This is a genomic window from Ideonella azotifigens (genome assembly GCF_021043325.1).
Lineage (GTDB): Bacteria > Pseudomonadota > Gammaproteobacteria > Burkholderiales > Burkholderiaceae_C > Ideonella > Ideonella azotifigens.
In genome coordinates, this window is the sequence record NZ_JAJNKD010000003.1 from 253,514 (window position 1) to 276,952 (window position 23,439).

The following is a 23,439-nucleotide window of genomic DNA, read 5'->3' on the forward strand; positions in this document are numbered from 1 at the left end:
GGTGGTGGGTGAGTTGAATGCGGTGTCGGGTCTTTGGTCAAACAATGCGCGGTGCAACCGTCGTCTGGTTCAGGAGTTGACGGCCAATCTCGCCGAAGGTGGCCGGGCCATGCAGACATCGACCACTTGCTTATCGGTTCGGGCCTGCGGGCAGACAGGGCCCGCTCGGCCATTCCATGGACCCGTTCGGCCAATCGACAGGTGAGCGAGCCACGGCGTGCCGGACTGGCTCGGCATTGCCTTGCGTGACCGAATGCTTGAGCCCGGGGCTGGGCGGCTGATCAGTCAGGCTCAGCTTCTGCCTCGGCCTCGGTCGCGGGCGTCGTCAGGGCAGCGGGCCGGTCGCGAAGAGCTGTGGGCGAGTGGCCGGTCCAACGCTTGAAGGCCCGGGTGAAGGCGCGGGTGTCGGAGAAGCCGGCCTCGGCCGCGATCTGGGCCAGGCCCCAGCGTTTGCTGGTCATCAGCTCCAGTGCCCGGGATTTCCGGCTGTCGTCGAGCAGGCTGCGATAGCTCAGGCCTTGCTGGGCCAATTGGCGGCGAAGGGTGCGTTCGCTGCGGTGGAGTGTTGCCGCGACCTCCGCGAGGTTCGCGATGCGTGGCAGGCTGCGGTGCAGTGCACGGGTCACCAGGGGGGCCAAGCCTGTCATTGCGCGCCATTGCGCACAGGCTTGCTCCAGCGATTGCGAGGACACCCGATAGGCCTGGCGATTGGCCCAGGGCAAGGGAAAGTTGTGCCAGTCGGCCCCTGTCGTCAGCGTGTTTCTCGGGCAACCGAAACGCACGGGGCAGCCGAAGAACTGCTCATGGGCGTGGCCCGCCGCGGGGGCTTTGCGGACCAGTTCCACGCCGGCAGGCGTGTAGTTCGCCGCCGTGACCTGCCGGCACACAGCCACCGTGGACGAGAAGGTCAGGTCGACCAGAAAGTCCTGCAGGTCCAGGTCGTCGGGAAACGGTTCCGCGTGCAGTTGCGGGCCTTGGGCAGAGGGCGTTTCCCAGAGGCTCAGCAGGTAGCCTGCACTTTCGGGGAACCGCAGCGCCAGCTTGATCGCATCGCCGAGCGTGGCAGCGGCCAACATGCCCAGCGCCAGGATGCCGCGCTCCGTGACGCAGGCTCGCATGCCCAGGGCCAGTCCGGCATCGTCGATGCGCAGGTCCTGCACGGCGCGGCGCACCACGGTGAGCGCTTCGCTGTGCGATATCGCCGTGCCAGGCGAGTTGAGGTCCTCTGCGGTGATCTGCAGGCCGCGGGTCAGCGTGTGGACGCTGACCCGCTGGCGCGCAGCTTCTGCCAGCACAGGCGCCAGGAAGACCGGGGCCAACATGGCTTGCCTGTCTTGTCCGGGTAGGTCGTGGCGCATAAATGCCGCATTGGGGTGCTGGTGACGGTTGGCCCAATTGTTGGACTGCGGCTGCCTCGGTTGCTTGCGCAGGCGCAAGTGCGGGGCTCGGGGCGCCGGGCTTGCGCCGGGCTTGTTCAGCCTGGCCGTAAAATCCGCCCCCTTCGCGTGCGCCGCCGGCCTGCGCGCAGGCCGCGCCAGCATTGTTGAAGCGCCCGTGCATTCCGCCGGGCGCCAGTCGTCGCGGCAACCGCAACTCGCAGAAAGAGCCGCAGCCATGGGCGCGCAGTGGAAAGCAAAGCACAAGGACCTGGCGGCCAATGCCAAGGGGCGCCTGTTCGGCAAGTTGGCGAAGGACATCATGATTGCCGCCCGCCACGGCGCGGACCCGGCCGCCAATTCGCGGCTGCGCCTCGTGGTGGAGCAGGCCCGCAAGGTGTCCATGCCCAAGGACACGCTGGAGCGCGCGATCAAGAAGGGCGCCGGCCTCACCGGTGAGGCGGTGCACTTCGAGTACGCGCTGTATGAAGGCTTTGCGCCGCACCGCGTGCCGGTGATGGTCGAATGCCTGACCGACAACGTGAACCGCGCCGCCTCCGACATGCGGGTGCTGTTCCGCAAGGGCCAGCTCGGCACCTCCGGCTCGGTCGCCTGGGACTTCGACCACGTCGGCATGATCGAGGCCGAACCGGTGGCCCCGGGCGCCGACCCCGAGATGGCCGCCATCGAGGCCGGCGCGCAGGACCTGGAGCCCGGCGAAGACGGCGCGACGGTGTTCCTCACCGACCCCACCGACCTGGACCTGGTCAGCCGCGCGCTGCAGGGCCAGGGCTTCAATGTGCTGTCGGCCAAGCTGGGCTACAAGCCCAAGAACCCGGTCGACCCGGCGACGCTCAATGCCGAGCAGCTCGAAGAAGTCGAAACCTTTCTCGCCGCGCTGGACGCCAACGAAGACGTGCAGAACGTTTTCGCGGGTCTTGCCGGCTGAGCCTCACCCCCGAATCACCAAGCTCCCATGACCGACGACACCACGACCGCTTCCGCCCCTACGCCTGCCGAGCGCCCCGCGCTGCCCGACCACCTCTCGACGGACGCGCGCAGCCCGCATTACAACGCCAAGGTCTTCGAGCACGACATCGGCATCCGCTTCAATGACAAGGAGCGTTTCGACGTCGAGGAATACTGCATCAGCGAAGGCTGGATCGCGGTGGCCGCCGGCAAGGCCAAGGACCGCAGGGGCCAGCCGCTGAAGATCAAGCTGAAGGGCAGGGTCGAGGCGTTCTACCGCTGAGACCCTCAACCGCGCTGAACTGCCCCGATTCGCGTCAGGGCAGTTCGACAATCTCCACCCAGTTCGGGTTCTTGCCCAGCGCGTAGCGCTGGACCTGACTCAGCGTGCCGTTGGCCGGGTCGATGGCGTGCACCGCCACGCCGTGCGAGTCCTGGCCGGTGGCGAGCAGCCAGCGGCCCGAAGGATCGATCGCGAAACCGCGCGGGGTCTTTTCGGTTGGCACGTGGTTGACCAGTTGCACCAAGCCGGTCGCAGGGTTGACCTGGAAGGTGGCCAGCGTGCTGGTGGTGCGCTCCGAGGCGTACAGGAAGCGCCCGTCGTTGCCCAGGTGCAGGTCCGCCGCCCAGGGCTTGCCGGTGAAGCCGGGCGGCAGCACGCTGGTGCGCTGCAGCTGGCGCAGCGTGCCGGCCGCGGCGTCGTAGGCATAGGTGTAGAGCGAAGCGTCCACCTCGCAGAGCACGTACATGAACTTCTGCGCCTTGTCCCACACGAAGTGGCGCGGGCCGGTCTTGGCGTCGGCCATGGTCAGCGGCTGACTGTTCGCCGTGAGCTGGCCGGTGGCTTCGTCGAAGCGCCACGCGGAAAGCTGGTCGCCGCCCAGGCTGGTGGCGAACACGGTGCGGTTCGTGGCGTCCGCGTGGATCGCGTGCGCGTTCGGCGCGGTCGGGATCAGCTGCTGGATCGCGCCGACGGCGCCGTCCTTGCCAATGCTGTTGACGGTGATCTTGTGGCCCGGGTACGAGGCTGCGAACAGCCACTTGCCGCTGCGGTCGGTGTCGATGTTGGCCATGCTGTCGGCCAGCGGCGCTTCGCCGAGCTTGCGCAGCTTGCCGCTGGCGGGGTCGATGGCAAAGCTCAGCACGCGAAACGGCTGTGAGCGCAGCGCGGCGTAGAGCACCTTCTTGTCCGGGCTGACGGCCAGCGGCATCACGGTGCCGCCCACCGGCACGGTCTCGATGGTGCTCAGCGTGCCCTTGGCCGGGTCCAGCGCCAGCACCGAGATTTCCTGGCTGTCGGCATTGGCGATGTAGGCGTATTCGGCGCTGTGCGCGGCGCTGGCGCACAGCGCTGCCAGGCTGGCGCTGGTGGCAAGCAGCCCGCGGCGCATCCGGCTGTGGCGAGCGAGGGTATGTGAGTTGGTGTTCATGGTTGGTGTCATGTCATCAGTCGTCGTACAACTGGCGGACTATCGACGAGCCGGCCCGGCCGCATCAGGGGGCTTTCCCTGAGCGGCGCGGACGCGGATCAGGTTTCGCCGGGCGCTTCGTCCGCCGACGGGGCCACTCGCAGCGCGTTGACGATCCACGAGCGGCACAGCATCACCTGCGGGCTGCGCGCGTCGTCGGCGGTGGCCAGCAGCGCAATGCCGCGTTTGACATGCGGCGCCCGCAGGGCCCGCACCACCAGCCCGGGGTCGTGCAGTTGCTCGGTGTAGAGCCGCGGCATGATGGCCATGGCCAGCCGGTTGCGCACCAGCGCGTAGATCGGTTCGGTGTATTCCATGCGGAAGGCCACGTTCAGCTCCAGGCCCATTTCCTCGGCTGTTCGCAGCAGGCTGTCGGCCACATTGCCGCGCACGAAGACGGCCAGCGGCCGGTCGACCAGATCGGCCCAGGCCAGCTGCGCGTGCGAGGCCAGGGCATCGTCGGCCCGCATCACGATGATGATGTCGTCGCGGAACAGATCCTCGCAGACCAGGCCGGCATCGGCCGCCCGGCGCTCGCGCGCGCCAATGCCGAAGTCCACCCTGCGGGCCTGAACGGCTTCGATCAGGTCGGAATTGGCCATGTCCTGCAGCGTGAAGCGCACGCTGGGCTCCTGCGCCTGCAGCGCGATCAGGTGGGCGGTGACCTTTTCGGCCACCGAGGGGATCAGGCCGATGCGCACCGTCTGCACACCCTGCGTCACGGCCAGGCTCATGTCGTTGAAGCTGAGCCTGGCGACATTCAGCAGGCGCTCGGCCAGCGGCAGCACCAGGGCGCCCGCGCCGGTGAGCGTGAGCCGATGGGAGGAGCGGTCGAACAACTGCCCGCCCAGCAGGAACTCGGCCTGCCGGATGGAGGCCGTGAGCGCAGGCTGGCTGATGGACAGGGCCTGCGCCGCGCGCGTGAAGCTGCGCAGTTCGGCCAGCGTCACGAGGTGGCGCAGCTGTCGCAGCGTGAGGCCGGGCAGGCGGTCGGCAGAAGGGTTGTCAGCGTCATCGTCCACGCCAAAATATAACTTGAGACTATGGAACCATACAGATAATCATCTGCACTTATTGTTACCTCGTCCTACATTGCAACCTTCCTTCCATGCACCGGCCGGCCGCACCACGAAGTGCCTGGTCGCCGCCGCGGTGCAACAACAACGCCTGGATGAGGTTGCGATGAGAAAAGTGCTGACGCTGTGCTTCGGTTGCGCGGTGATGTCGACCGGAACGGCCCATGCCGAGTCCACGGTCTCGATCTACGGCCTGATTTCGGCCGGCGTGGGCTATGTCTCGGACGAAGGCGGCAAAAGCAACCGCCATGCGGTGAGCGGCACCAACCAGAACCCGCGCTGGGGCCTGAAGGGCAAGGAAGACCTGGGCGGCGGCACCAGCGCGGTGTTCACGCTGGAGCAGGGCTTCAACGTGATGACGGGCACGCTGTCCCAGAACGGCCGCGCCTTTGGCCGGCAGGCCTATGTGGGCCTGAGCGACAACCGGTTCGGCACCCTCACGCTGGGCCGCCAGTACGACACGGTGCACGACTACCTGGGCCCGGTGCTGATCGCCAGCAATGGCGTGGCGATTGGCGACAACGACAACGCCTACAACGACATCCGCATCCAGAATTCGATCAAGTACATCAGCCCGCGCTGGAACGGCCTGAACCTGACGGCTGTCTACGGCCTGAGCGAGAGCACCACCCGCTCGAACAACGAGGCCTACAGCGTGGGTGTTGGCTACAAGCAGGGGCCCTGGGACCTGGGCGCCGTGTATGCGCGCATGAACAATCCCAACAGTGCCAGCAACACGGCCGGTGCCGTGGGCAACGACTACGCCAGCAGCCTGTTGCTGTTCACCAAGAGCGCCGTCAATGCCAGCTTCGGCACGGCCCGGCAATCGATTGCCGGCGCCGGTGGCCTGTACACCCTGGGCCCGGCCTTGATCGGCGCCTACTTCAGCGATGTGAAGTACGAGTACCTGGATGGCAGCGACCTGCACATGCAGAACTACGATGTGAACATCAACTACACCGTGCTGCCCAAGGTCATCCTCGGCCTGGCCTACACGCGCACCAACGGCAAGTACAACGTGATCGACACCGCGCCGCACTGGGATCAGGTGAACCTGCAGGCCAACTATGTGCTGTCCAAGCGCAGCGACCTGTTCGTGAACCTGATCGAGCAGCGCGCCGGCGGCGACGCCACCCAGGCGCACATCTTCGGCTATGGTGCCTCGAGCGACAGCCGGCAGACGATGCTGACGGTGGGCATGCGCCACCGGTTCTGATGGCATTGGCCCCTGGGGCTTGCACGGCTCTTGCGGCCTCACCGAACTCTCCTACAGCAGCATCATGAAGAAGACCTCACGCCTGGGCCTGCTGGCGCTGGCCTTGTCCGGCCTGGCGGCCACCGGCCACGCCGAAGACAGGCGCACGCTGACGCTTTCGACCTACGCCGTCTCGCAGCCCGGCTTCGAGAGGTACGTCTACACCCCGTTCCGCGCCAAGTGCGGCTGCAACCTGGTGGTGGAAACCGGCAACAACGCCGACCGCATCGCCAAGCTGGATGCGCGCCGCCAGAACCAGGTCGTGGACATGGTGCTGTTCTCCGACTTCGGCATGCTGGAGGCCGCGCGCAAGGGCCTGGTCCAGCCGCTGGACTACGGCCGCCTGAAGAACTACGACGACCTGGAACCCTTTGCCAAGGACCCCGTTGGCGGCAAGTTCGCCGTCGGCTACACCGCCTACTCCGTCGGGCTGGTGTACCGCAGCGACAAGCTGCCCGCGGTGACCTCCTGGAAGGACTTGTGGAGCCCGGCGCTGAAGGGCCGCGTGGCGATGCCAGACATCACCACCACCCAGGGGCCGCTGACGCTGCACATGGCCGAGGTCTCGTGGGGCGGCACCAGCCCGAGCTATGCGACCGGCATGGACAAGGTGCTGGCCAATCGCGGCAACGTGGTCACCTTCGTCAAGAACAGCGCGCAGCTGGCGGCGCTGTTTGCCCAGGACGAGATCTGGCTGGCGCCGGTGCCGCGTTTTGTGTGGGCCCAGATGACCAAGTCCGGAATGCCGCTGAAGTGGGCTTCGCCCAAGGAAGGACAGGCCGCCGGGCTGAATGTGATGGGCATCGTGGCCGGCTCGAAGAACGCCGACCTGGCCTACCAGCTGATGGACTTCTGGCTGTCAAAGGAAGTGCAGACGGCGCTGGCGCTCAACATGATCGACTCGCCTGTCAACAAGTCCGTGACGCTGCCCAAGGAGATTGCCGAGGTCAGCACCTATGGCGAGGAGCAGATGGCGTCCTTGAAGTTCGTCAAGCCCGACACCATCCTGGCCAACCGCGCCGGCTGGGTGGACGCCTGGAACAAGGGCATGGCGCGCTGAGCCGCCGTGCCTGCCCTTGCCGTGACGCCGCCCTCGCCAATGCCCGCGCCCGCTTCCGCCGCCAAGCCTGGGCAAGCGCCATGGCGCTGGCTGCTCATTGCGCCGGCGCTGGCCTTTGTGGTGCTGGCCTTCCTGCTGCCGGTGCTGCTGTTGCTGCTGGCGTCTTTCCGCGTTGAAGGCGCGGGCAGTGGTGCCGGCAGCTGGGGACTGGCCCACTTCACCGAGTTCTTCGCCTCCGCGCTGAACTGGCAGATCCTCTGGCGCACGCTGCGCATTGCGGGGCTGGTGACGCTGCTGTCTGCGCTGATCTGCTACCCACCGGCGCAGGCCATCGTGCGGGTGTCCGGCCGCTACCGCAGCCTGTTGATGGCGCTGACCATCCTGCCGCTGATGATCGCGCCGGTGCCCCGCACCTATGCCTGGATCGTGCTGCTGGGCCGCAACGGCTTCGTCAATGACGTGATCGTGTGGCTGGGCCTTTCCGCCGAGCCGCTGCGCCTGCTCTTCACGGAAGGCGCGGTGTTCATCGGCCTGCTGCAGTTGTTCGCGCCGCTGATGCTGATCTCGCAGGTCAGCGCGATGGAAAACATGCCGCGGGACGTGGAGGCCGCCGCGCGCAGCCTGGGCGCCACGCCTTTGCAGGCCTTCTGGCGGGTCACCCTGCCGCTGACGCAAGAGGGCCTGGTGGTGGGCGGCACGCTGGTGTTCACCGGCTGCGTCACCGCCTATGTCACGCCAGCGCTGCTGGGCGGCCCGCAGGTGCTGATGCTCGAAACCCTGCTCTACCAGAAGGTCAATGTGGAGGGCGACCTGGGCGCGGCCAATGTGATTGCCGTGATCCTGATCGTGCTGACCCTGGCCATGAGCGTGCTGCTCAAGCGCCTGGCCCACCGACGGAGCCCCCGCAGACCATGACCCGCGACTCGCTCTTCTCTCGTGCAGCGCTGTTGCTGCTGCTGCTGTTCCTGCTGGGGCCTTTTGTCATCACCTGCATGGCCGGCTTCAGCGATGCCGAAACCCTGGCCTTTCCGCCCAGGAGCTATTCGTGGCGCTGGACGCTGGCGGTGCTCCAGGACGGCGAGTTCCTGCGCGCCTTTCTCACCAGCCTGGAGATCGCCTTGCTGGCCACCGTGGCGGCGCTGCTGCTGGGCGTGCCGGTGGCCTATGTCTTCTCGCGCATGCCGCCGCCGGGCATGGGGGTGATCCGGCTGGTCATCACCTCGCCGCTGATCGTGCCTGGCATGGTGGCGGGCCTGGCGCTGCTGCGCCACCTGGTGCTGCGCATCGACGCGCCGGTCTTCCTGGGCCTGTTCATCGGCCACCTGGCGCTGTCCATCCCGTATGCCATCCGGGTGACCTATGCCAGCTTGTCCAACCTGCGGGTGGACATCGAGGACGCTGCCGTCACGCTGGGGGCGACGCGGCTGCGGGCCTTCTTCATGATCGTGCTGCCCAACATCCGGGGCGCGCTGATCGCCGCCTTCTTCCTGGCCTTCATCACCTCGTTCAACCAGGTGCCGGTCTCGCTGTTCCTGACAGGACCTGGCATCAGCACGCTGCCCATTGAAATGCTGGGGCGCGTGGAGAGCACCTTCGACCCGTCCATCGCCGCCCTGTCCACCGTGCTGGTGGTGTTCTCGATGCTGCTGGTGTTCGCGGCCGAGCGGGTGCTGGGTTTTTCCAAGTACATGTAGTGCCAAGGGTCAGGTCATGAGTTTTCTGGAGCTTCACGGTCTGGCGACCGGCTATGTGCGCGGCGCGGCGGCGGTGAAGGATCTGCACCTTGCAGTCGAGAAGGGTGAGCTGGTCTCGCTGCTGGGGCCCAGCGGCTGCGGCAAGACCACCACCATGCGCACCGTGGCCGGCCTGCAGCCGCTGCATGCCGGGCGCATCGTGCTCGACGGCGAGGACATCAGCCGCAGGCCTGCGCACCAGCGCAACATGGGGCTGGTGTTCCAGTCCTACGCGCTGTTCCCGCACCTGAACGTGTTCGACAACATTGCCTTCGGCCTGCGCTTGCGCAAGGTGCCCGAAGCGGCGCTGCGCCAGCGGGTGGAGAAGGTGATGGCGGCCACCGGTCTCTCCGGCTTCGAGCAGCGGCTGCCGGCGCAGATGTCCGGCGGGCAGCAGCAGCGCGTGGCGCTGGCGCGCGCCATCGTCATCGAGCCCAAGCTGCTGCTGCTGGACGAGCCGCTGTCCAACCTGGACGCCAAGCTGCGGGTGCAGATGCGCGCCGAGTTGCGCCGCATCCAGCGCGAGCTGGGCGTCACCCTGCTGTATGTGACGCACGACCAGGAAGAGGCGCTGGCGCTGTCGGACCGCATCGTCATCATGAACGCCGGCAAGATCGAGCAGTTCGACCGGCCGGAGCTGCTGTTCAACCGGCCCGCCAATCGCTTCGTGGCCGACTTCATGGGCTTCGAGAATCTCTTCTCCTACCGCGACGGCTGCCTCTGCGGCGAGGCCGGCCAACGGGTGGTCTTGCCCGGTGAGTTGCCGCCCGGCACCGCAAGCGTGGGCTGGCGCGTGGGCCAGGTGCGCGTGGGGCAGGGCGAGCTCGCCGGCACGGTGCGGGCGCGCGGCTACCTGGGTGACCAGGTCGAATACCTGCTGGACTCGCCGCTGGGGCCGGTCAAGGGCTTGTGCGATGCCGCCGAGGCTCGCTGGCGCGAAGGCGAGACCGTGCACTTCGCGCTGCCGCTCGCAGCGGCCGTCTGCCTGCGCGACTGACGCACCATGAGCAACCGCAAGATCTGGCTGGACACCGACCCCGGCTTCGACGACTGGTTCACCATGCTGCTGCTGGCCGCCAATCCGGCGTTGGACTGGGTGGGCACCAGCGTGGTCGCGGGCAACGCGCCCCTGGCCGCCACCTTCGACAACGCGCAGCGCATCCAGTCCCACTACGGCCTGAGCGCGCCGCTCTACAGCGGCTGCGACCAGGCCCTGGCGGGTGGCAACGAGACCGCGCAGCATGTGCTGGGCGCCAGTGGCATGAAGACCACCGGCGAGCCGTTGCCACCGGTGGCTGCCACGGCCGCAGGCAGCGGCCCGCATGCCGTGCAAGCCTTGATCGATGCTGTGCGCCGCCACCCGGGCGAGCTCAGCATCCTGGCCATCGCACCGCTGACCAACCTGGCCACTGCGCTGCGCCAGGCGCCAGACATCGCCGCGTCCATCCCCGAGATCCTGCTGATGGGCGGCTCCACCGACGGCGGCAACCAGACCGCCGCCGCCGAGTTCAACATCCATGCCGACCCCGAGGCCGCCAGCGAAGTCTTCAATGCCGGCATTCCGTTGCGCATGTTCGGCCTCAACCTGTGCCGCCAGATCACGCTCACCCAGGCCGAGGTTCGCCAGGTGCGGGCGCTGGCCAGCCCAAGGGCGCAATGGTTCGCGGGCTACCTGGACGCCTACCAGCGCATCCGCAGTGCGGACGGCGCGGTCCCCATGCCACTGTACGACCCGGTCGTGGCCGCCTACCTCAGCCACCCCGAGCACTTCGAGTTCCGGCCGGCGCAGGTGGACATCGAACTGCAAGGCCGCTTCACCCGCGGCATGACGGTCTGCGAATTCCGGCCGGCCCACCAGCGCAAGCCACCGGTGCAGGTGGCCATGCGCATTGATGCTGGCCAGGCCCTGCCGGCCCTCATGGATCGCTTGATCTATTGCCTGGGCTGAGCGCCCTAGGGCGCATCACTCCGCCATTTCCTCACGAACAAGAAGACAGACATGTTCCAGAGCGCCTCGTGCGAGGCGGCTGACCCCCGGTCGCCACTCGAAAGATTCCTGCACGCCATGCCCAAGGTGGAACTGCATTGCCACCTGTTCGGCACCGTGCGACAGCAGACCTTCCAGGCCCTGGCCAGGAAGGCGCAGGCACCCATCAGCGAGGACACCATCGAGGCCTTCTACACCCGCGGCGAGAAGCCCGTGGGCGTGTTGCGCGTGCTGCGAGCGCTGGACCGTGAGCTCATCGTCGCCGCGGACGATCTGTACCGCCTCACCCGCGAGTACCTCGAAGACGCGCGCCAGCATGGCGTGCTCTACGCCGAGTTTTTCTGGAACCCCACCGGCACGATGCAGGTCTCCCGCATTCCCTATGTGGCGGCGCAGAGCGCCATCGTGCAGGCCATTCGAGATGCCGAGCGCGACCTGGGCATCATCGGCCGTCTGGTGCCCAGCATCGACCGTGAAGCCACCACGGACGACGCCGTGGAGATGGTGCGCCTGGTTGCGGCCCATCGGGCGCCCGAGGTCCTCGGCATTGGCATCGACTACAACGAAGTCGGCCACCCACCGGAGCTGTTCTGGGAGGCTTATCGGGACGCGCGCCGCGCCGGCCTCAAGACCACCGCGCATGCCGGTGAATTCGGCACGCCCTGGACCCATGTCGAGACCGCCATCGACCAGTTGCAGGTCGACCGCGTGGACCATGGCTACACCGTGATCGACAACCCGGCGCTGGTGCGCCGCTGCATCGAGCGCAACCTCGTCTTCACCGTCGTGCCCACCAACTCCTATTACCTGCGCACCCTGGCGCCGGAGCGCTGGGCGCTGGACCACCCGATCCGCGAGATGGTGCGCCTGGGCCTGCGCGTGCACCCCAACACCGACGACCCGACGCTGCACCACGTCACGCCCACCCGCGCCTGGCTGATGATGGCCCAGGACTTCGGCTTCGACCTGCCGGCCTTGAAGGGCTTCATGCTCAATGGCCTGGACGCCGCCTGGATGGACGACGATCTGCGGCAGGCCTGGCGCCAGGCCTGGAGTCTGCAGTTCGACAGCCTGAGTGCTCAGCTGCTGCCTCCCGCCGCAGCTCAGGGCCCGGGCGGCTGGCCTCTCAGGCCTCGCTGATCCGTTCCCAGCCCAGGCCGAACTTCTGCAGGTACTTGCGCAGCCGGTCGGCATCGTTGACCACGCTGCGCTGCGTGCGGCTGACGTGGAACAGCTGCCGGCCGGCGTCCGACAGGCTCTTGGCGCTGCGGCACACGCGCAGCACCGATTGCAGTTGCAGGCGGTCGAACAAGTCCAGCGCGTCCGCCGTTTCGTCGCCCAGCAGGGCGTGCAGGTCGATGTCGGTTTCGGCGCCACTGCTCGGCTCGTCCTGCCGCTTCCACAGCCAGCGCAACCGAGCGATCTCTGCGTCCACCAGGTCCACGCCGATGCGCCCGCCCTCGGCCAGCGTGGCCAGCCGCGTGACGGACGCGCTGAGGTCGCGGAAGTTGCCGTTCCAGGTGGCTTCGGCTGACTGCGCGAAGCGCAGGTAGCGGGCCTTGGCTTCGGCGTTGAAGCGCACGGCGCGGCCGGTGTCCTGCGCGCTCAAGGCCAGCAGGTGCTCGGTGTTGGGCTCGATGTCTTCGGTGCGCTGTGCGAGGCTCGGCAGGTCGTAGGTCCAGAGGTTGATGCGGGCGAACAGGTCGTCGCGGAAGCGGCCGGCCGCCACCTCGGCGCGCAGGTCGCGGTTGGTGCCGGCCAGCAGCTGGAAGTCGCTCGCCACCTCGCGGTCGCTGCCCATCGGGAAAAAGCGTTTTTCCTCGATGGCCTTCAGCAGCATGGCCTGCTCGTCCAGCCCCAGCTCGCCAATCTCGTCCAGGAACAGCAGCCCGCCGTCCGCCGTGCGCAGCAGGCCTGCGCGCTCGGTTGCTGCGCCGGTGAACGCGCCCTTCTTGTGGCCGAACAGCGCGGAGGCCGCACCGTCGCCCCGCAGCGTGGCGCAGTTCACTTCGACGAAGCTGCCTTCGAGCTGGTGCCGCGCCTTCTTCAGCTCGTACATGCGCCGCGCCAGGAAGGACTTGCCTGCGCCCGTGGGGCCCACCAGCAGGATGGGTGCCTTCGAGCGCACTGCCACCCGCTCGATCTCGGCAATCAGCGCATTGAAGCGCGGGTTGCGCGTGGCAATGCCGCTCTTCAGGAAGGCCACCGCGTCGCTCTGATCCTGGTGGAAGCGCTTGGCAATGCCGTCGTAGCGAGACAGGTCCAGGTCGATCAGCGCGATGTTGCCCGGCTCGCCCGCGCGCTGCCGCCGCGGCGGCGAGCTTTGCAGCAACACCCCCGGCAGTTGACGCGACTCGACCAGCAGGAACATGCAGATCTGCGCGACGTGCGTGCCGGTGGTGATGTGGGCCCAGTAGCGCTCGCGCTCGGCATCGAAGCGGTAGCCCTTGGCCCAGTCGTACAGCGCGGTGTAGACCTCGCCAAAGTCCCACGGGTCGGCCAGCTCGATGGGCACCAGGTTCACCGTGGTCTCGGGCGAAACATTGGCAATGTCGGCCTTCATCAGCTGCGCCAGCGCCAGGTGCGGCTTGGTGTACAGCAACTCCAGCCGGTGGATCACCGTGTCCTCGTGCTGGACCAGCGAAATCGTCGGCCGCCACTTCTCCCACCGGCCCGCGCCCTGGCCCGAGTCCAGCTGCGTGCCGAGGAATCCGATGACGACGGTCTTCTGGGAGGTTTTCATTTCTGGCTAGTTGGCTAGCTTTAATTCTAGCAATCCGATACTTCTGCCAGCAATTCGTCAGTCGACGAGTTGCTCCGAATTCAATATTTCCTTTTGGATTCAACGGCTTGCAATGTCTTCTGGCTGAGCCGAACCAGGGTTGGCACACCCCGTGCGAATAGAACGGTGTCGACCACGGAAAGTGAACGCTTCACAGGTCAGCGGTTTTGGCGAAAGCCGGCCGCGCCGGTGCGCAAGGCCTGGGTGTTGAGCCCATGGGCGGTGCGCATGCCGCGCCACTGGAAAGGGTTGATCAGGACTGGCAGGTGCCTTCGCAAGAAGCCAGGGTTCGAGTCCCGGTTGTCCACCACTTCAGCTGGACCACAAATCCAGCTTATTGAGAGCAAATAGAACAGTCGAAAGACTCCGCCGAATGCGGTGCCGCGTGGAAGGAAAGCGAAAGTGCTCCTGAAGCTCGCCATCGTCAGCGGCAGCAGCTTGTGCGGAGAGACCGCGCGACGCGCGAACGCAGTCAGCCATGGGAGGGGCGCGCTGCGATTCCCTTGCCGAGGCCCTCACCGTCCGCCGCGGCCCCTGTAACGGCACCCCAACATTGCCAAACGACGACAAGAAAAGAAAGAACGAAATGAACAAGCTGAACCAGAAATTCCGCCGCGTGGTGGTGAAGAAGAACGAACGTGGCCTGTTGTTTCGCAACGGCGATTTCGAGCGCGTGCTCCAGCCCGGCCGCCACCGCGTGTTCTCGTGGTTCGATGAACTTCGCGTGGAGACCTTCGCGATCGACCAGCCGGCGTTTTCGCACCAGTTGGCGGACTACCTGATGGCCAAGGAGCCGGCGGTGGTGGAACAAGAGTTCGTCCGCGTCGAACTCACGGACACCCAGGTTGGCCTGCGCCATGAAAACGGCGTGTTGGTCGAACTGCTGCCGCCGGCCTCGCGCAAGTTGTACTGGAAGGGCCTGACGGACGTGAAGGTCGAGGTGTTGGACCTCGCCGCAGAGCAGATCGAATTGCCGCAGGACCTGGTGTCGCGCATCACGCAGACGCAGTTGCGCCAGCGTGCCGTGGCAGGCCTGCACGGTGTGTTGCAAGGTCAGGTGTCGGAGTTCTCTCAGGGCGTGCTGTCGGTGGACGGCAAGTTCGTGAAGCTGTTGCAGCCCGGCGCGTTCGCGTTCTGGCGCTTCAACCGCACGGTGGCCGTTGAAACCGTGGACCTGCGCGTGCAGGTCTGCGAGGTGAGCGGCCAGGAGATCCTGACCAAGGACAAGGTGGCCTTGCGCTTGAACCTGACCGCCACCTGGCGCTACGCCGACGTGATGCAGGCCTTCGGCCAGCATGCCAAGCCGGCCGAGGCGCTATATCGGGAACTGCAGTTTGCGCTGCGGTCCATCGTTGGCACTCGCACGCTGGATGAACTGCTGGAAAACAAGTCGCTGATCGACGAAGGCGTGCGCGTCCAGGTCCGCGAGCGGCTGATGGAGAGCGGCCTGATGTTGGAATCGGTGGGCGTGAAAGACATCATCCTGCCGGGCGAGATGAAGACCATCCTGGCGCAGGTGGTCGAGGCCGAGAAATCGGCCCAGGCGAACGTGATCCGCCGCCGCGAAGAAACCGCGGCGACCCGATCGCTGTTGAACACCGCGAAAGTGATGGAAGACAGCCCGATCGCACTGCGCTTGAAGGAAATGGAAACGCTGGAGCGCGTGGCCGAACGCATCGACAAGATCTCGGTTTACGGCGGCCTGGAAGGCGTGCTGAACAATCTGGTGAAGCTGCGCTGAACCTGTTGAAAGAAGAATGAAATGAACACCATGAACTACAACGAAGAACAAGTCGAAGGCGGCGTGCCCATCAAGATGTGGACCCGCGGCGTGCCGGTCGAGCCCGAGGCGCATGCGCAGTTGAGCAATGCAGCGCGCCTGCCCATCGTCTTCAAGCACGTGGCGGCAATGCCGGACGTGCACCTGGGGATCGGTGCCACGGTCGGCTCGGTCATCCCGACGCTGAAGGCCATCATTCCCGCTGCGGTGGGAGTGGACATCGGCTGCGGGATGATGGCTTGCAAGACCACGCTGCGTGCCGAGGACCTGCCGGACAACCTGGGGCCGCTGCGTTCGGCCATCGAGAAGGCCGTGCCGCATGGCCGTTCGCCCAAGGGCTGGCGCCGTGACGAAGGCGCCTGGGAGAACCCGCCCAACCTGGTGGACCAGGCCTGGGCGGGGCTGGTGGACGAGTTCGAAGCGCTGTGCGAAGACCACCCGCGCCTGAAGAACACCAACAACCGCAAGCACCTGGGAACGCTGGGCACCGGGAACCACTTCATCGAGGTCTGCCTGGATGAAGCGGGGGCAGTGTGGTTCATGCTGCACTCCGGTTCGCGCGGGGTGGGGAACGCCATCGGCACCCACTTCATCGAGCTGGCGAAGAAGGACGCGGAAGTCCACCAGCGCAACCTGCCGGACCAGGACCTGGCGTACTTCGAGGAAGGCGCGCAGTACTTCGGCGACTACGTGCGTGCGGTCGGCTGGGCGCAGAAGTTCGCGGCGAAGAACCGTGAAGTGATGATGGCCAACCTGATCGCCACCGTGCGCCACGTGATCACCAAGCCGTTCGAGGCGCACGTTGAAGCGGTGAACTGTCACCACAACTACGTGCAGCAGGAACGTCACTTCGGTGAAGACGTGTTCGTGACCCGCAAGGGCGCGGTGAGCGCCAGGAAGGGGCAGCTGGGCATCATTCCCGGCTCCATGGGCGCGCGCAGCTACATCGTGCGCGGTCTGGGGAACCCGGAAAGCTTCGAGAGCTGCAGCCATGGGGCAGGCCGCGTGATGAGCCGCACCAAGGCCAAGAAACTGTTCACCGTGGCCGACCAGATCAAGGCCACCGAAGGCGTGGAGTGCCGCAAGGACGAAGCCGTCATCGACGAGATCCCGATGGCCTACAAGGACATCGACGCGGTGATGGCCGCGCAGAAGGACCTGGTCGAAGTCGTCTACACGCTGAAGCAGGTTGTGTGCGTGAAGGGATAGAGAACGGCGAGCGTTTGCATCGCCGCGGGAGAGTTGAGATGAAGAGCAACAAACAGCGGCGGACGGAGATCATGGCCAGGCGTCATGCGCGGGCTGCGGCGAAGCAAGCCGCCACGGCTCGCCGTTCCTCTGCTCGGCAGCTTTCGGAGATGACGTTCGTCGAGCCTTGGATGGTGGCCCTGAACAACAGCTTTGCTGTGCCACGGCGCCAATACTCAGACTACGCGTTCACTTGCCGCGATTGCGCAAAGCCACAAGTCTGGACTGCTGCGCGGCAGCATTGGTGGTACGAAGTGGCGGGCGGCCACGTCTGGAGCCGCGCGGTCCGCTGCGCACCTTGCCGCGAGGCGGAACGCCTGCGGGTGAAAGTTGCGCGGCAGATCGCCGAAGCGGGGCTTGCGCGCAAGCGAGAGCGTTTGGCGGTTGTCGTGGCCAGCGAGGAGCGCGCGAATGAAGCGTAATTTCCTGAAGCCAGCTACCAGCATCGAAGGTGTTCTGCGTTGCTGCACACCTGATGAAACTCTGGTTTGGGGCGAGCGCTGGCTCGATGTGTTTGGACGGAACCGGCATGGCGTCAATGCTGACGACTATCTCTGGCACGTCTTCAGCGGCGGCCGATATCCAAGCCTAGACGCCGCAGAAGCGCGTGCGGTCTACGCCGCGCATTCCGCCGAACGTTACATCCTGCTGTCGAATGATCAGCGCTCGGCCTTCGTGTTGGACCGAAAGCCTGTGAATTGGCCCGAGCGCGACTACAACGTATTTCCGGAGAACCTGGCCTGGAACATGGCCTTCACCCACGAAGAAGGGTGGCTGGGGCCGTACTTTGCAAAGCATGCCGACTACGTGCAGTTGGAGGCCGCAAACCAACAAAGGCTGGAGAAGCGCCGGCAGGCCGAGGTGGCTCGCGCCAGAGGATGGTGTTGAGCGGCGAGGCAGTGGAAGAGAGAACAACAATGCAAGACGTGATGAACAAGATGATCGAACTCGATGGCGCCGCGGGTGAGGGCGGCGGCCAGATTTTGCGCAGCGCGCTGGCGCTGGCCATGTGCACCGGGCAGGGGTTTGCGCTGCACGACATTCGCGGGCGCCGGCCCAAGCCGGGCTTGATGCGGCAGCACCTGGCTTGCGTGAATGCGGCGCAGGCGGTGAGTGGCGCGACCGTGCAGGGTGCGGAGCTGGGTTCGCGGGAGCTGGTGTTCGAGCCGGGGGCGGTGAAGGCGGGCGAGTACCGCTTTGCGGTCGGCTCGGCGGGCAGCTGCATGCTGGTGCTGCAGACCGTGCTGCCGGCGCTGATGCTGGCAGACGGGCCCAGCCGCCTGACGCTGCAAGGTGGCACGCACAACCCGATGGCGCCGAACTTCCATTTCATCGAGCGCTCGTTTGCACCGCTGCTGCGCCGCATGGGCGTGGGGCTGGACGTGACACTGCGCCGCCATGGCTTCTACCCGGCCGGCGGCGGGGAGCTGACGGCCGAGGTGACGCCTGCGGCGGCGGGTGCGCTGCAGCCGTTCGAGCTGCTGCAGCGCGGGCCCTCGCAGGAGGCCTATGCCGAATGCCTGGCGCCTGGCCTGGCGCGCAGCGTGGCCACGCGCGAGCTGGAGCTGCTGGGCGCGGCGCTGGGCTGGGAAGGCGAACAGTTGCGCACGCCGACTGCGCGGCAGAACGAGGGCCCGGGCAATGCGCTGATGGCGACGCTGGTGCACGCGCATGTCACCGAGGTCTTCACCAGCTTCGGCGAGCGCAGCCTGGCGGCCGAGCAGGTCGTGAAGAAGCTGGTGCAGCAGGTGCGCAGCTACCAGGCCAGCCGGCAGGGCGACGACGCGGCCGCTGCCGGCCCGTACCTGGCCGACCAGCTGACCTTGCCGCTGGCGCTGGCGGTGCAGGCCAGCGGCCGTGCGGGTCGCTACACGGCGACCGAACTGACGCTGCACACGCAGACCAATTTCGAGGTGATCCAGCGTTTCCTGCCAGTGCGCTGCAGCAGCGAACGGGCGGGCCTTGGCTGGCGCGTGACTGTCGAGTCGGCCCCGGAAACCGAGCCGGTCGTTTGACCCGGCCAGGATGTGGCATCGTGTCGGCCTGTTCTCCGGGTTACACGCATGCACATCCTCCTGGTCGAAGACGACAGCCCTCTCGCCGCATCCATCGCGGCGGCCATGCGCGCGCAAGGCTGGCGCGCCGACGTGAGCGACCGTGGCGAGCCGGTGCCGGCTTCGCTGCTGCAGGACGCCTACGACGTGCTGGTGCTGGACATCGAGCTGCCCGGCATCGACGGGCTGGAGACGCTGCGCCGCGTGCGCGAGCAAGGCTCCAGCCTGCCGGTGCTGATGCTCACCGCGCGGGACGGCGTGGACGACCGCGTGCGCGGGCTGGAAGGCGGCGCGGACGATTACCTCGTCAAGCCCTTTGCGCTGAGCGAGCTGCTGGCTCGGCTGCGCGCGCTGGTGCGCCGCCACGAGCTGCGCCGCAGCGAGATGCTGGTGCTGTCCATGCTGAGCTTCGACGCTGCCGCCCGGCGCGCCCATGTGGACGGGCAGCCGGTGCACCTGTCGGCGCGCGAATGCATCGTGCTGCAGTACCTGATGCTCAAGACCGGCCAGATCGTGCCGCGCGACCAGCTGGCCGCGCTGGTGCCGGGCTGGGACGCCGCCACCTCGGCCAACGCGCTGGAGCTGTTGATCTCGCGGCTGCGGACCAAGATCGAGCCCGGCGGCGTGCGGCTGCGCACGGTGCGCGGCCTGGGCTACCTGCTGGACGCTGCGCCGTCGCCATGACCCAGGGCAACGGCACGGCGCCGCCCAGCCTGCGCCGCACCCTGTTGATCTGGTTGCTGGCGCCGCTGGTGGGGCTGGTGCCGCTGACGGCGGCGCTGATCTACCTGCTGGCCCGCAGCCCGGCGCTGGACGCGCTGGACCGTGCGCTGACCGGCACCACGGTGGCGCTGGCCGAGATCATCGAGTTCAAGGACGGGCAGGTGACGCTGCCGCTGAGCCCGCAGACGGCGCGCGCACTGTCGGCCGACGTGGTCGACGAAACCGTTTTCGCGGTGAAGTCGCCGGAAGGCCGCCTGCTGGGCGGCAGCTTCGACCTGGCCGCCCTGGCGCCGCCCGTGCGGGTCGACGAGTGGCACTTCCAGCAGGCCTGGCTGACCGGCAAGCCGGTGCGCCTGGCGGTGCATGGTGCGGCCTGCGGCGCGCAGAAGGCCCAGGTCTGCATCATCGTGGTGGCCGAGACGCTGGGCAAGCGCAACGCCGCGCAGCGTGCCGCCTTGCTCGCCGCTGGCGTGGGGGCCGCCGTGCTGGCGCTGCCGCTGGTGCTGTTCTCGATGCTGGCGATCCGCCGCACGCTGCGGCCGCTGCGCCGCGCGGTGGCCGACGTGGAGTCGCTGATGCCGCACCGGCTGGCGCCCATCGACGCGCAAGGCATGCCGCAGGAGGTGCTGGGCTTTGTCCATGCGCTGAACCGGCTGCTGGCCCGCCTGCACGAGGCCGCCGCGGCCCAGCGGGCCTTCGTGGCTGACGCGGCGCACCAGCTGCGCACCCCTTTGAGCGTGATGCGGGTGGAGACCGCGCAGGCGCTGGCCACGCCGCATTCGCCGGACCTGCACCCGGTGCTGGAGCGCCTGCATGCCGGTGCCGAGCGCGGCTCGCGGCTGGCGCAGCAACTGCTGGCGCTGGCGCGGGCCGAAGGCGCCGCGCTGGACCCGGGGCTGAAGGCGCAACGCCTGGACCTGGCGGCCCTGGTGGCCGGCATGGCCGAGCGCTGGTTGCGGCCGGCACTGGAAGCCGGGCAGGACCTGGGCTTCGAGCTGCAGCCGGCCTGGGTCGAAGGGCACGCCATGCTGCTCGAAGAAGCCATTGGCAACCTGATCGACAATGCCATCAGCCACGCCGGCGCAGGCACCAGCATCACCGTGCGCACTGAAACCCGCGAAGGCCGCAGCTGGCTCAGCGTGGAGGACGACGGCCGCGGCGTGCCGCAGGACAACCTGGACGCGCTGTGGCAGCGCTTCCGGCGCGGGCGGGACGCCAGCAGCCCTGGCAGCGGCCTGGGCCTGGCCATCGTGGCCGACATTGCGCGGCTGCATGGCGCCGAGGCGAAGATCGAACCCTCGGCGCATGGGCAGCGCGGCATGCGGGTGCTGTTGATGTTCCCGTTCGCAGCCGCCGTGCCGTCCTGAAAAAAGAACTGCCCGCAGGCGCGGGCAGTTTCGGGGGCGCTGGGACCTGGCTCAGGCCGTCTTGATCTCTTCGGCCGGGCCGTGTCCACCGGCTTCCGCCGCGGCCTGCTTGCCGCCTCCTGAGCTGCGGAAGAACACCACCAGCTGCCAGACGATGAAGGCTGCGATCAGCCCGATCAGCGTGCCGCTGATGGGCCGCTCGACGAACACCCCGAAGTGCCCGCGGCTGATCAGCATCGCGCGGCGGAAGTTCTCTTCCAGCATCGGGCCGAGGATGAAGCCCAGCATCAGCGGCGCAGCGTCCATGCCAAGGCGCATGAAGACATAGCCGCCCAGGCCGAAGGCCGAGGTGATGAAGATGTCGTCCAGGTTGTTGTTGACGCTGTAGGTGCCGATGCAGCAGAAGAACAGGATGGCCGGGAACAGCGCGTAGTACGGGATCTTGAACACCGACAGCCAGTAGCGCACCAGCGGCACGTTCAGCACCAGCAGGAAGCAGTTGCCGATCCACATGCTGGCCACCAGGCCCCAGAACAGGTCGGCGTGCTCGGTGATCATGTTCGGGCCCGGCTGGATGCCCTTGATGATGAACGCGGCCATCATCAGCGCCATCACCGGGTTCTCCGGGATGCCGATGCTCATCAGCGGGATGAAGCTGGTGCGGGCTGCCGCTTCGTCTGCCGCGGCCTGGCCGGCCACGCCTTCGATCGCGCCGTCGCCAATCTCGTGGCGGTACTTGCTGACCTTCTTGTCCAGCGCGTAGGCCGCGAACTGGGCGATCACCGGGCCGCCGCCGGGCAGGATGCCCAGCGCCGAGCCCACGATGCTGCCGCGCAGCGCGCTGGGGATGATGCGCTTGAACTCCGGCCAGGTCGGCATCAGCTTGATCGCGCCGTTGAAGGGCGTGCGTTGCTGCTTCTCGTCGAGGTTCTTGGTGATCTCGGCAATGCCGAAGCAGCCCAGCGCCACGCTGACCAGGCCCACGCCGTCTGCTAGCGAAGGCAGGTCGAAGGTGTAGCGCGGCATGCCGCTGGTCACGTCGGTGCCCACCTGGCCGAGCAGCACGCCGATCAGGCACATGGCCAGGCCGTTGAGCAGGCTGCCGGTGGTCACGAAGCTCACGCAAACGAAGCCCACCAGCATCAGCGCGCAGTAGTCGGCCGGGCCGAACAGCAGCGCCACTTCACCCAGCGCCGGCGCCAGGCAGGAGATGACGATGATGGACACGGTGCCGCCGATGAAGCTCGACACGCCGGCGGTGAACAGCGCCAGGCCGGTCTTGCCCTTGAGCGTCATCGCGTAGCCGTCGATGCAGGCCACGATGCTGCTGGCGTGCGGGATCTTCATCGTGATCGCGCTCACGCTGTCCCCGTACTGGGCCCCGTAGTAGATGCCGGCCAGCATGATCAGCGCGCCGCCGGTGGGGATGGAATAGGTCAGCGGCAGCAGCAGGCTGATGGTGGCCAGCGGGCCGAGGCCGGGCAGCAGGCCGACCAGCGTGCCGACCGTGCACCCGATGGCGCAATACATCAGGTTCTGGAAGGTCAGCGCCTGGCCGAAGCCGAAAGCGAGGTTGTGCAGGATGTCCATCAGAACAGCGGAAGGTTGAGGCCGAGCAGGTGCTGGAAGCCGAACGCAACGGCGATCAGGCTGGCGGAAATGATGCAGTTGCGCTTGAAGGAATACGAGGTGGCCGCGAAGCCCGCCACGAAGACCATGAAGGTGATGCCCACCGCCATGTCCAGCAGCTTGGAGAGGGTGGCAAAGCCGCACAGCGCCACCATCAGCAGGCCGATGTTCTTCACGCTGAAGTGCATGGCGATCGGCGCGACGAAACGCGAGCGCACGATCATCGCCAGCGCGATGACCAGCAGCAGGCTGCTGACCATCAGCGGGAACAAACCGGGGCCTGCGCGGTTGAAGGTTCCCAGGGGGTAATGCATGTACGCGCCCAGCCCGAAGGCGAGCGAAACGGCGGCCAGGAACACGCCGCGGGCTAGGTTTTGGTCTGTCATGGGTTGGGTCCGCATGGAATGCTGAATTGCGGTACACCAATGTAGGAAACCGCCCTCCCAAGCGTGCGTCGGTTTCCACCTACGACAGGCTTTCGACAGGTTTCTAACAGCTTGCGCCGCAGCCGCCAGGCGCAGCCGGAACCAGGGCTACCTGGCTGGCGGGAAGCTGCGCAGGTAGGCCAGCAGGTCGGCGATCTTCTGGTCGCCGTAGCCCCAGCTGGCAAAGCGCATCCTGGTGCCCGGCACCACGCTGTCCTGGTCCTTGATGAAGGCCGCCAGCGTCTGTTCGGTCCAGACGATCCTCGAGTTTTTCATCGCGGCCGAATAGGTGTAGTCCGCGGTGGTGCCTGCCGGCCGGCCGATGATGCCGTTGAGCTGCGGCCCGAAGCCGCCGCGCGCCGAAGGGCCGACCTGGTGGCAGGACGCACAGGGCGCAAACGCCGCCTTGCCGGCCACGGGGTCACCGGCTGCATGCGCTTCGCACAGCAGCAAGGCCAGGAACGGCACCAGGAAGGGCACCAGGAAGTTCAGCGGCTTCATCGGCA

Annotated in this window: 23 protein-coding genes; 16 read left to right on the forward strand and 7 right to left on the reverse strand. The window is 67.1% G+C overall.

The window, feature by feature from the left end:
• Positions 1–281: 281 nt before the first annotated feature.
• Positions 282–1,322, reverse strand: a complete 1,041-nt coding sequence (locus tag LRH25_RS09275; RefSeq protein WP_170200831.1) for an AraC family transcriptional regulator — start codon at positions 1,320–1,322, stop codon at positions 282–284.
• Between the two features lie 292 nt (positions 1,323–1,614).
• On the opposite strand from LRH25_RS09275, the gene LRH25_RS09280 reads away from it, so the two are divergent.
• Together LRH25_RS09280 and LRH25_RS09285 are read left to right on the forward strand one after the other, a co-directional pair.
• Positions 1,615–2,325 (forward strand): YebC/PmpR family DNA-binding transcriptional regulator, encoded by a 711-nt coding sequence (locus tag LRH25_RS09280; protein ID WP_141287308.1) that lies wholly within the window; start codon positions 1,615–1,617, stop codon positions 2,323–2,325.
• Positions 2,326–2,352: 27 nt separating this feature from the next.
• Positions 2,353–2,628, forward strand: coding sequence for a DUF3297 family protein (locus LRH25_RS09285; protein WP_141287309.1), 276 nt, complete (start codon positions 2,353–2,355; stop codon positions 2,626–2,628).
• A 34-nt stretch (positions 2,629–2,662) separates the two neighbouring features.
• Here the strand turns inward: LRH25_RS09285 and LRH25_RS09290 are convergent, their stop codons facing one another.
• Positions 2,663–3,775 (reverse strand): lactonase family protein, encoded by a 1,113-nt coding sequence (locus LRH25_RS09290; RefSeq protein ID WP_375140570.1) that lies wholly within the window; start codon positions 3,773–3,775, stop codon positions 2,663–2,665.
• Between the two features lie 98 nt (positions 3,776–3,873).
• A complete protein-coding gene (locus LRH25_RS09295; protein WP_141287310.1) occupies positions 3,874–4,836 on the reverse strand; it encodes a LysR family transcriptional regulator in 963 nt (320 codons plus the stop codon).
• A 160-nt stretch (positions 4,837–4,996) separates the two neighbouring features.
• On the opposite strand from LRH25_RS09295, the gene LRH25_RS09300 reads away from it, so the two are divergent.
• From LRH25_RS09300 to add, 7 genes are all read left to right on the forward strand, one after another.
• Positions 4,997–6,106: a porin gene (locus LRH25_RS09300; RefSeq protein WP_141287311.1), complete on the forward strand. Its 1,110-nt coding sequence runs from the start codon at positions 4,997–4,999 to the stop codon at positions 6,104–6,106.
• A gap of 64 nt (positions 6,107–6,170) precedes the next feature.
• Positions 6,171–7,205, forward strand: a complete 1,035-nt coding sequence (locus LRH25_RS09305; RefSeq protein ID WP_141287312.1) for an ABC transporter substrate-binding protein — start codon at positions 6,171–6,173, stop codon at positions 7,203–7,205.
• 6 nt (positions 7,206–7,211) lie between these two features.
• Positions 7,212–8,120 (forward strand): ABC transporter permease, encoded by a 909-nt coding sequence (locus LRH25_RS09310; RefSeq protein ID WP_231011033.1) that lies wholly within the window; start codon positions 7,212–7,214, stop codon positions 8,118–8,120.
• Positions 8,117–8,899 carry an ABC transporter permease gene (locus LRH25_RS09315; RefSeq protein WP_141287313.1) on the forward strand — a complete coding sequence of 261 codons (783 nt, stop codon included), beginning with the start codon at positions 8,117–8,119 and terminating at the stop codon, positions 8,897–8,899. Before LRH25_RS09310 ends, LRH25_RS09315 begins: the two co-directional genes overlap by 4 nt.
• A gap of 16 nt (positions 8,900–8,915) precedes the next feature.
• Complete coding sequence (locus LRH25_RS09320) at positions 8,916–9,935, forward strand: ABC transporter ATP-binding protein (protein ID WP_231011034.1); 1,020 nt, start codon at positions 8,916–8,918, stop codon at positions 9,933–9,935.
• A gap of 6 nt (positions 9,936–9,941) precedes the next feature.
• Positions 9,942–10,886: a nucleoside hydrolase gene (locus LRH25_RS09325; protein WP_141288038.1), complete on the forward strand. Its 945-nt coding sequence runs from the start codon at positions 9,942–9,944 to the stop codon at positions 10,884–10,886.
• A 117-nt stretch (positions 10,887–11,003) separates the two neighbouring features.
• Positions 11,004–12,065 carry an adenosine deaminase gene (gene add, locus LRH25_RS09330; RefSeq protein ID WP_231011035.1) on the forward strand — a complete coding sequence of 354 codons (1,062 nt, stop codon included), beginning with the start codon at positions 11,004–11,006 and terminating at the stop codon, positions 12,063–12,065.
• Here the strand turns inward: add and rtcR are convergent.
• Positions 12,052–13,668: an RNA repair transcriptional activator RtcR gene (gene rtcR / locus LRH25_RS09335; RefSeq protein WP_141288040.1), complete on the reverse strand. Its 1,617-nt coding sequence runs from the start codon at positions 13,666–13,668 to the stop codon at positions 12,052–12,054. The two genes, add and rtcR, sit on opposite strands and share 14 nt — an antisense overlap.
• A 625-nt stretch (positions 13,669–14,293) precedes the next feature.
• Here rtcR and LRH25_RS09340 point away from each other — a divergent pair.
• The 7 genes from LRH25_RS09340 to LRH25_RS09370 are packed head-to-tail and all read left to right on the forward strand — an operon-like array spanning position 14,294 to position 20,879.
• Positions 14,294–15,448, forward strand: coding sequence for a slipin family protein (locus tag LRH25_RS09340; protein ID WP_141288041.1), 1,155 nt, complete (start codon positions 14,294–14,296; stop codon positions 15,446–15,448).
• Between the two features lie 21 nt (positions 15,449–15,469).
• Positions 15,470–16,696: an RtcB family protein gene (locus LRH25_RS09345; RefSeq protein WP_141288042.1), complete on the forward strand. Its 1,227-nt coding sequence runs from the start codon at positions 15,470–15,472 to the stop codon at positions 16,694–16,696.
• 38 nt (positions 16,697–16,734) lie between these two features.
• Positions 16,735–17,157 carry a zinc-ribbon domain containing protein gene (locus LRH25_RS09350; RefSeq protein WP_141288043.1) on the forward strand — a complete coding sequence of 141 codons (423 nt, stop codon included), beginning with the start codon at positions 16,735–16,737 and terminating at the stop codon, positions 17,155–17,157.
• Positions 17,147–17,623 carry a DUF4275 family protein gene (locus tag LRH25_RS09355; protein ID WP_141288044.1) on the forward strand — a complete coding sequence of 159 codons (477 nt, stop codon included), beginning with the start codon at positions 17,147–17,149 and terminating at the stop codon, positions 17,621–17,623. Before LRH25_RS09350 ends, LRH25_RS09355 begins: the two co-directional genes overlap by 11 nt.
• 50 nt (positions 17,624–17,673) lie before the next feature.
• Positions 17,674–18,750, forward strand: coding sequence for an RNA 3'-terminal phosphate cyclase (rtcA, locus tag LRH25_RS09360; protein ID WP_231011128.1), 1,077 nt, complete (start codon positions 17,674–17,676; stop codon positions 18,748–18,750).
• A 48-nt stretch (positions 18,751–18,798) separates the two neighbouring features.
• A complete protein-coding gene (locus LRH25_RS09365) occupies positions 18,799–19,473 on the forward strand; it encodes a response regulator (RefSeq protein WP_231011036.1) in 675 nt (224 codons plus the stop codon).
• Positions 19,470–20,879: a sensor histidine kinase gene (locus LRH25_RS09370; RefSeq protein ID WP_231011037.1), complete on the forward strand. Its 1,410-nt coding sequence runs from the start codon at positions 19,470–19,472 to the stop codon at positions 20,877–20,879. Before LRH25_RS09365 ends, LRH25_RS09370 begins: the two co-directional genes overlap by 4 nt.
• A gap of 51 nt (positions 20,880–20,930) precedes the next feature.
• Here LRH25_RS09370 and LRH25_RS09375 read toward each other — a convergent pair whose 3' ends face one another.
• The 3 genes from LRH25_RS09375 to LRH25_RS09385 form a co-directional block, all read right to left on the reverse strand.
• On the reverse strand, positions 20,931–22,469 hold the full coding sequence (locus LRH25_RS09375; RefSeq protein ID WP_141290104.1) for a tripartite tricarboxylate transporter permease: 1,539 nt from the start codon (positions 22,467–22,469) through the stop codon (positions 20,931–20,933).
• Positions 22,469–22,894, reverse strand: coding sequence for a tripartite tricarboxylate transporter TctB family protein (locus LRH25_RS09380; protein ID WP_141290105.1), 426 nt, complete (start codon positions 22,892–22,894; stop codon positions 22,469–22,471). Before LRH25_RS09380 ends, LRH25_RS09375 begins: the two co-directional genes overlap by 1 nt.
• A 147-nt stretch (positions 22,895–23,041) precedes the next feature.
• Positions 23,042–23,434 carry a c-type cytochrome gene (locus LRH25_RS09385; RefSeq protein WP_141290106.1) on the reverse strand — a complete coding sequence of 131 codons (393 nt, stop codon included), beginning with the start codon at positions 23,432–23,434 and terminating at the stop codon, positions 23,042–23,044.
• Positions 23,435–23,439: the final 5 nt, after the last annotated feature.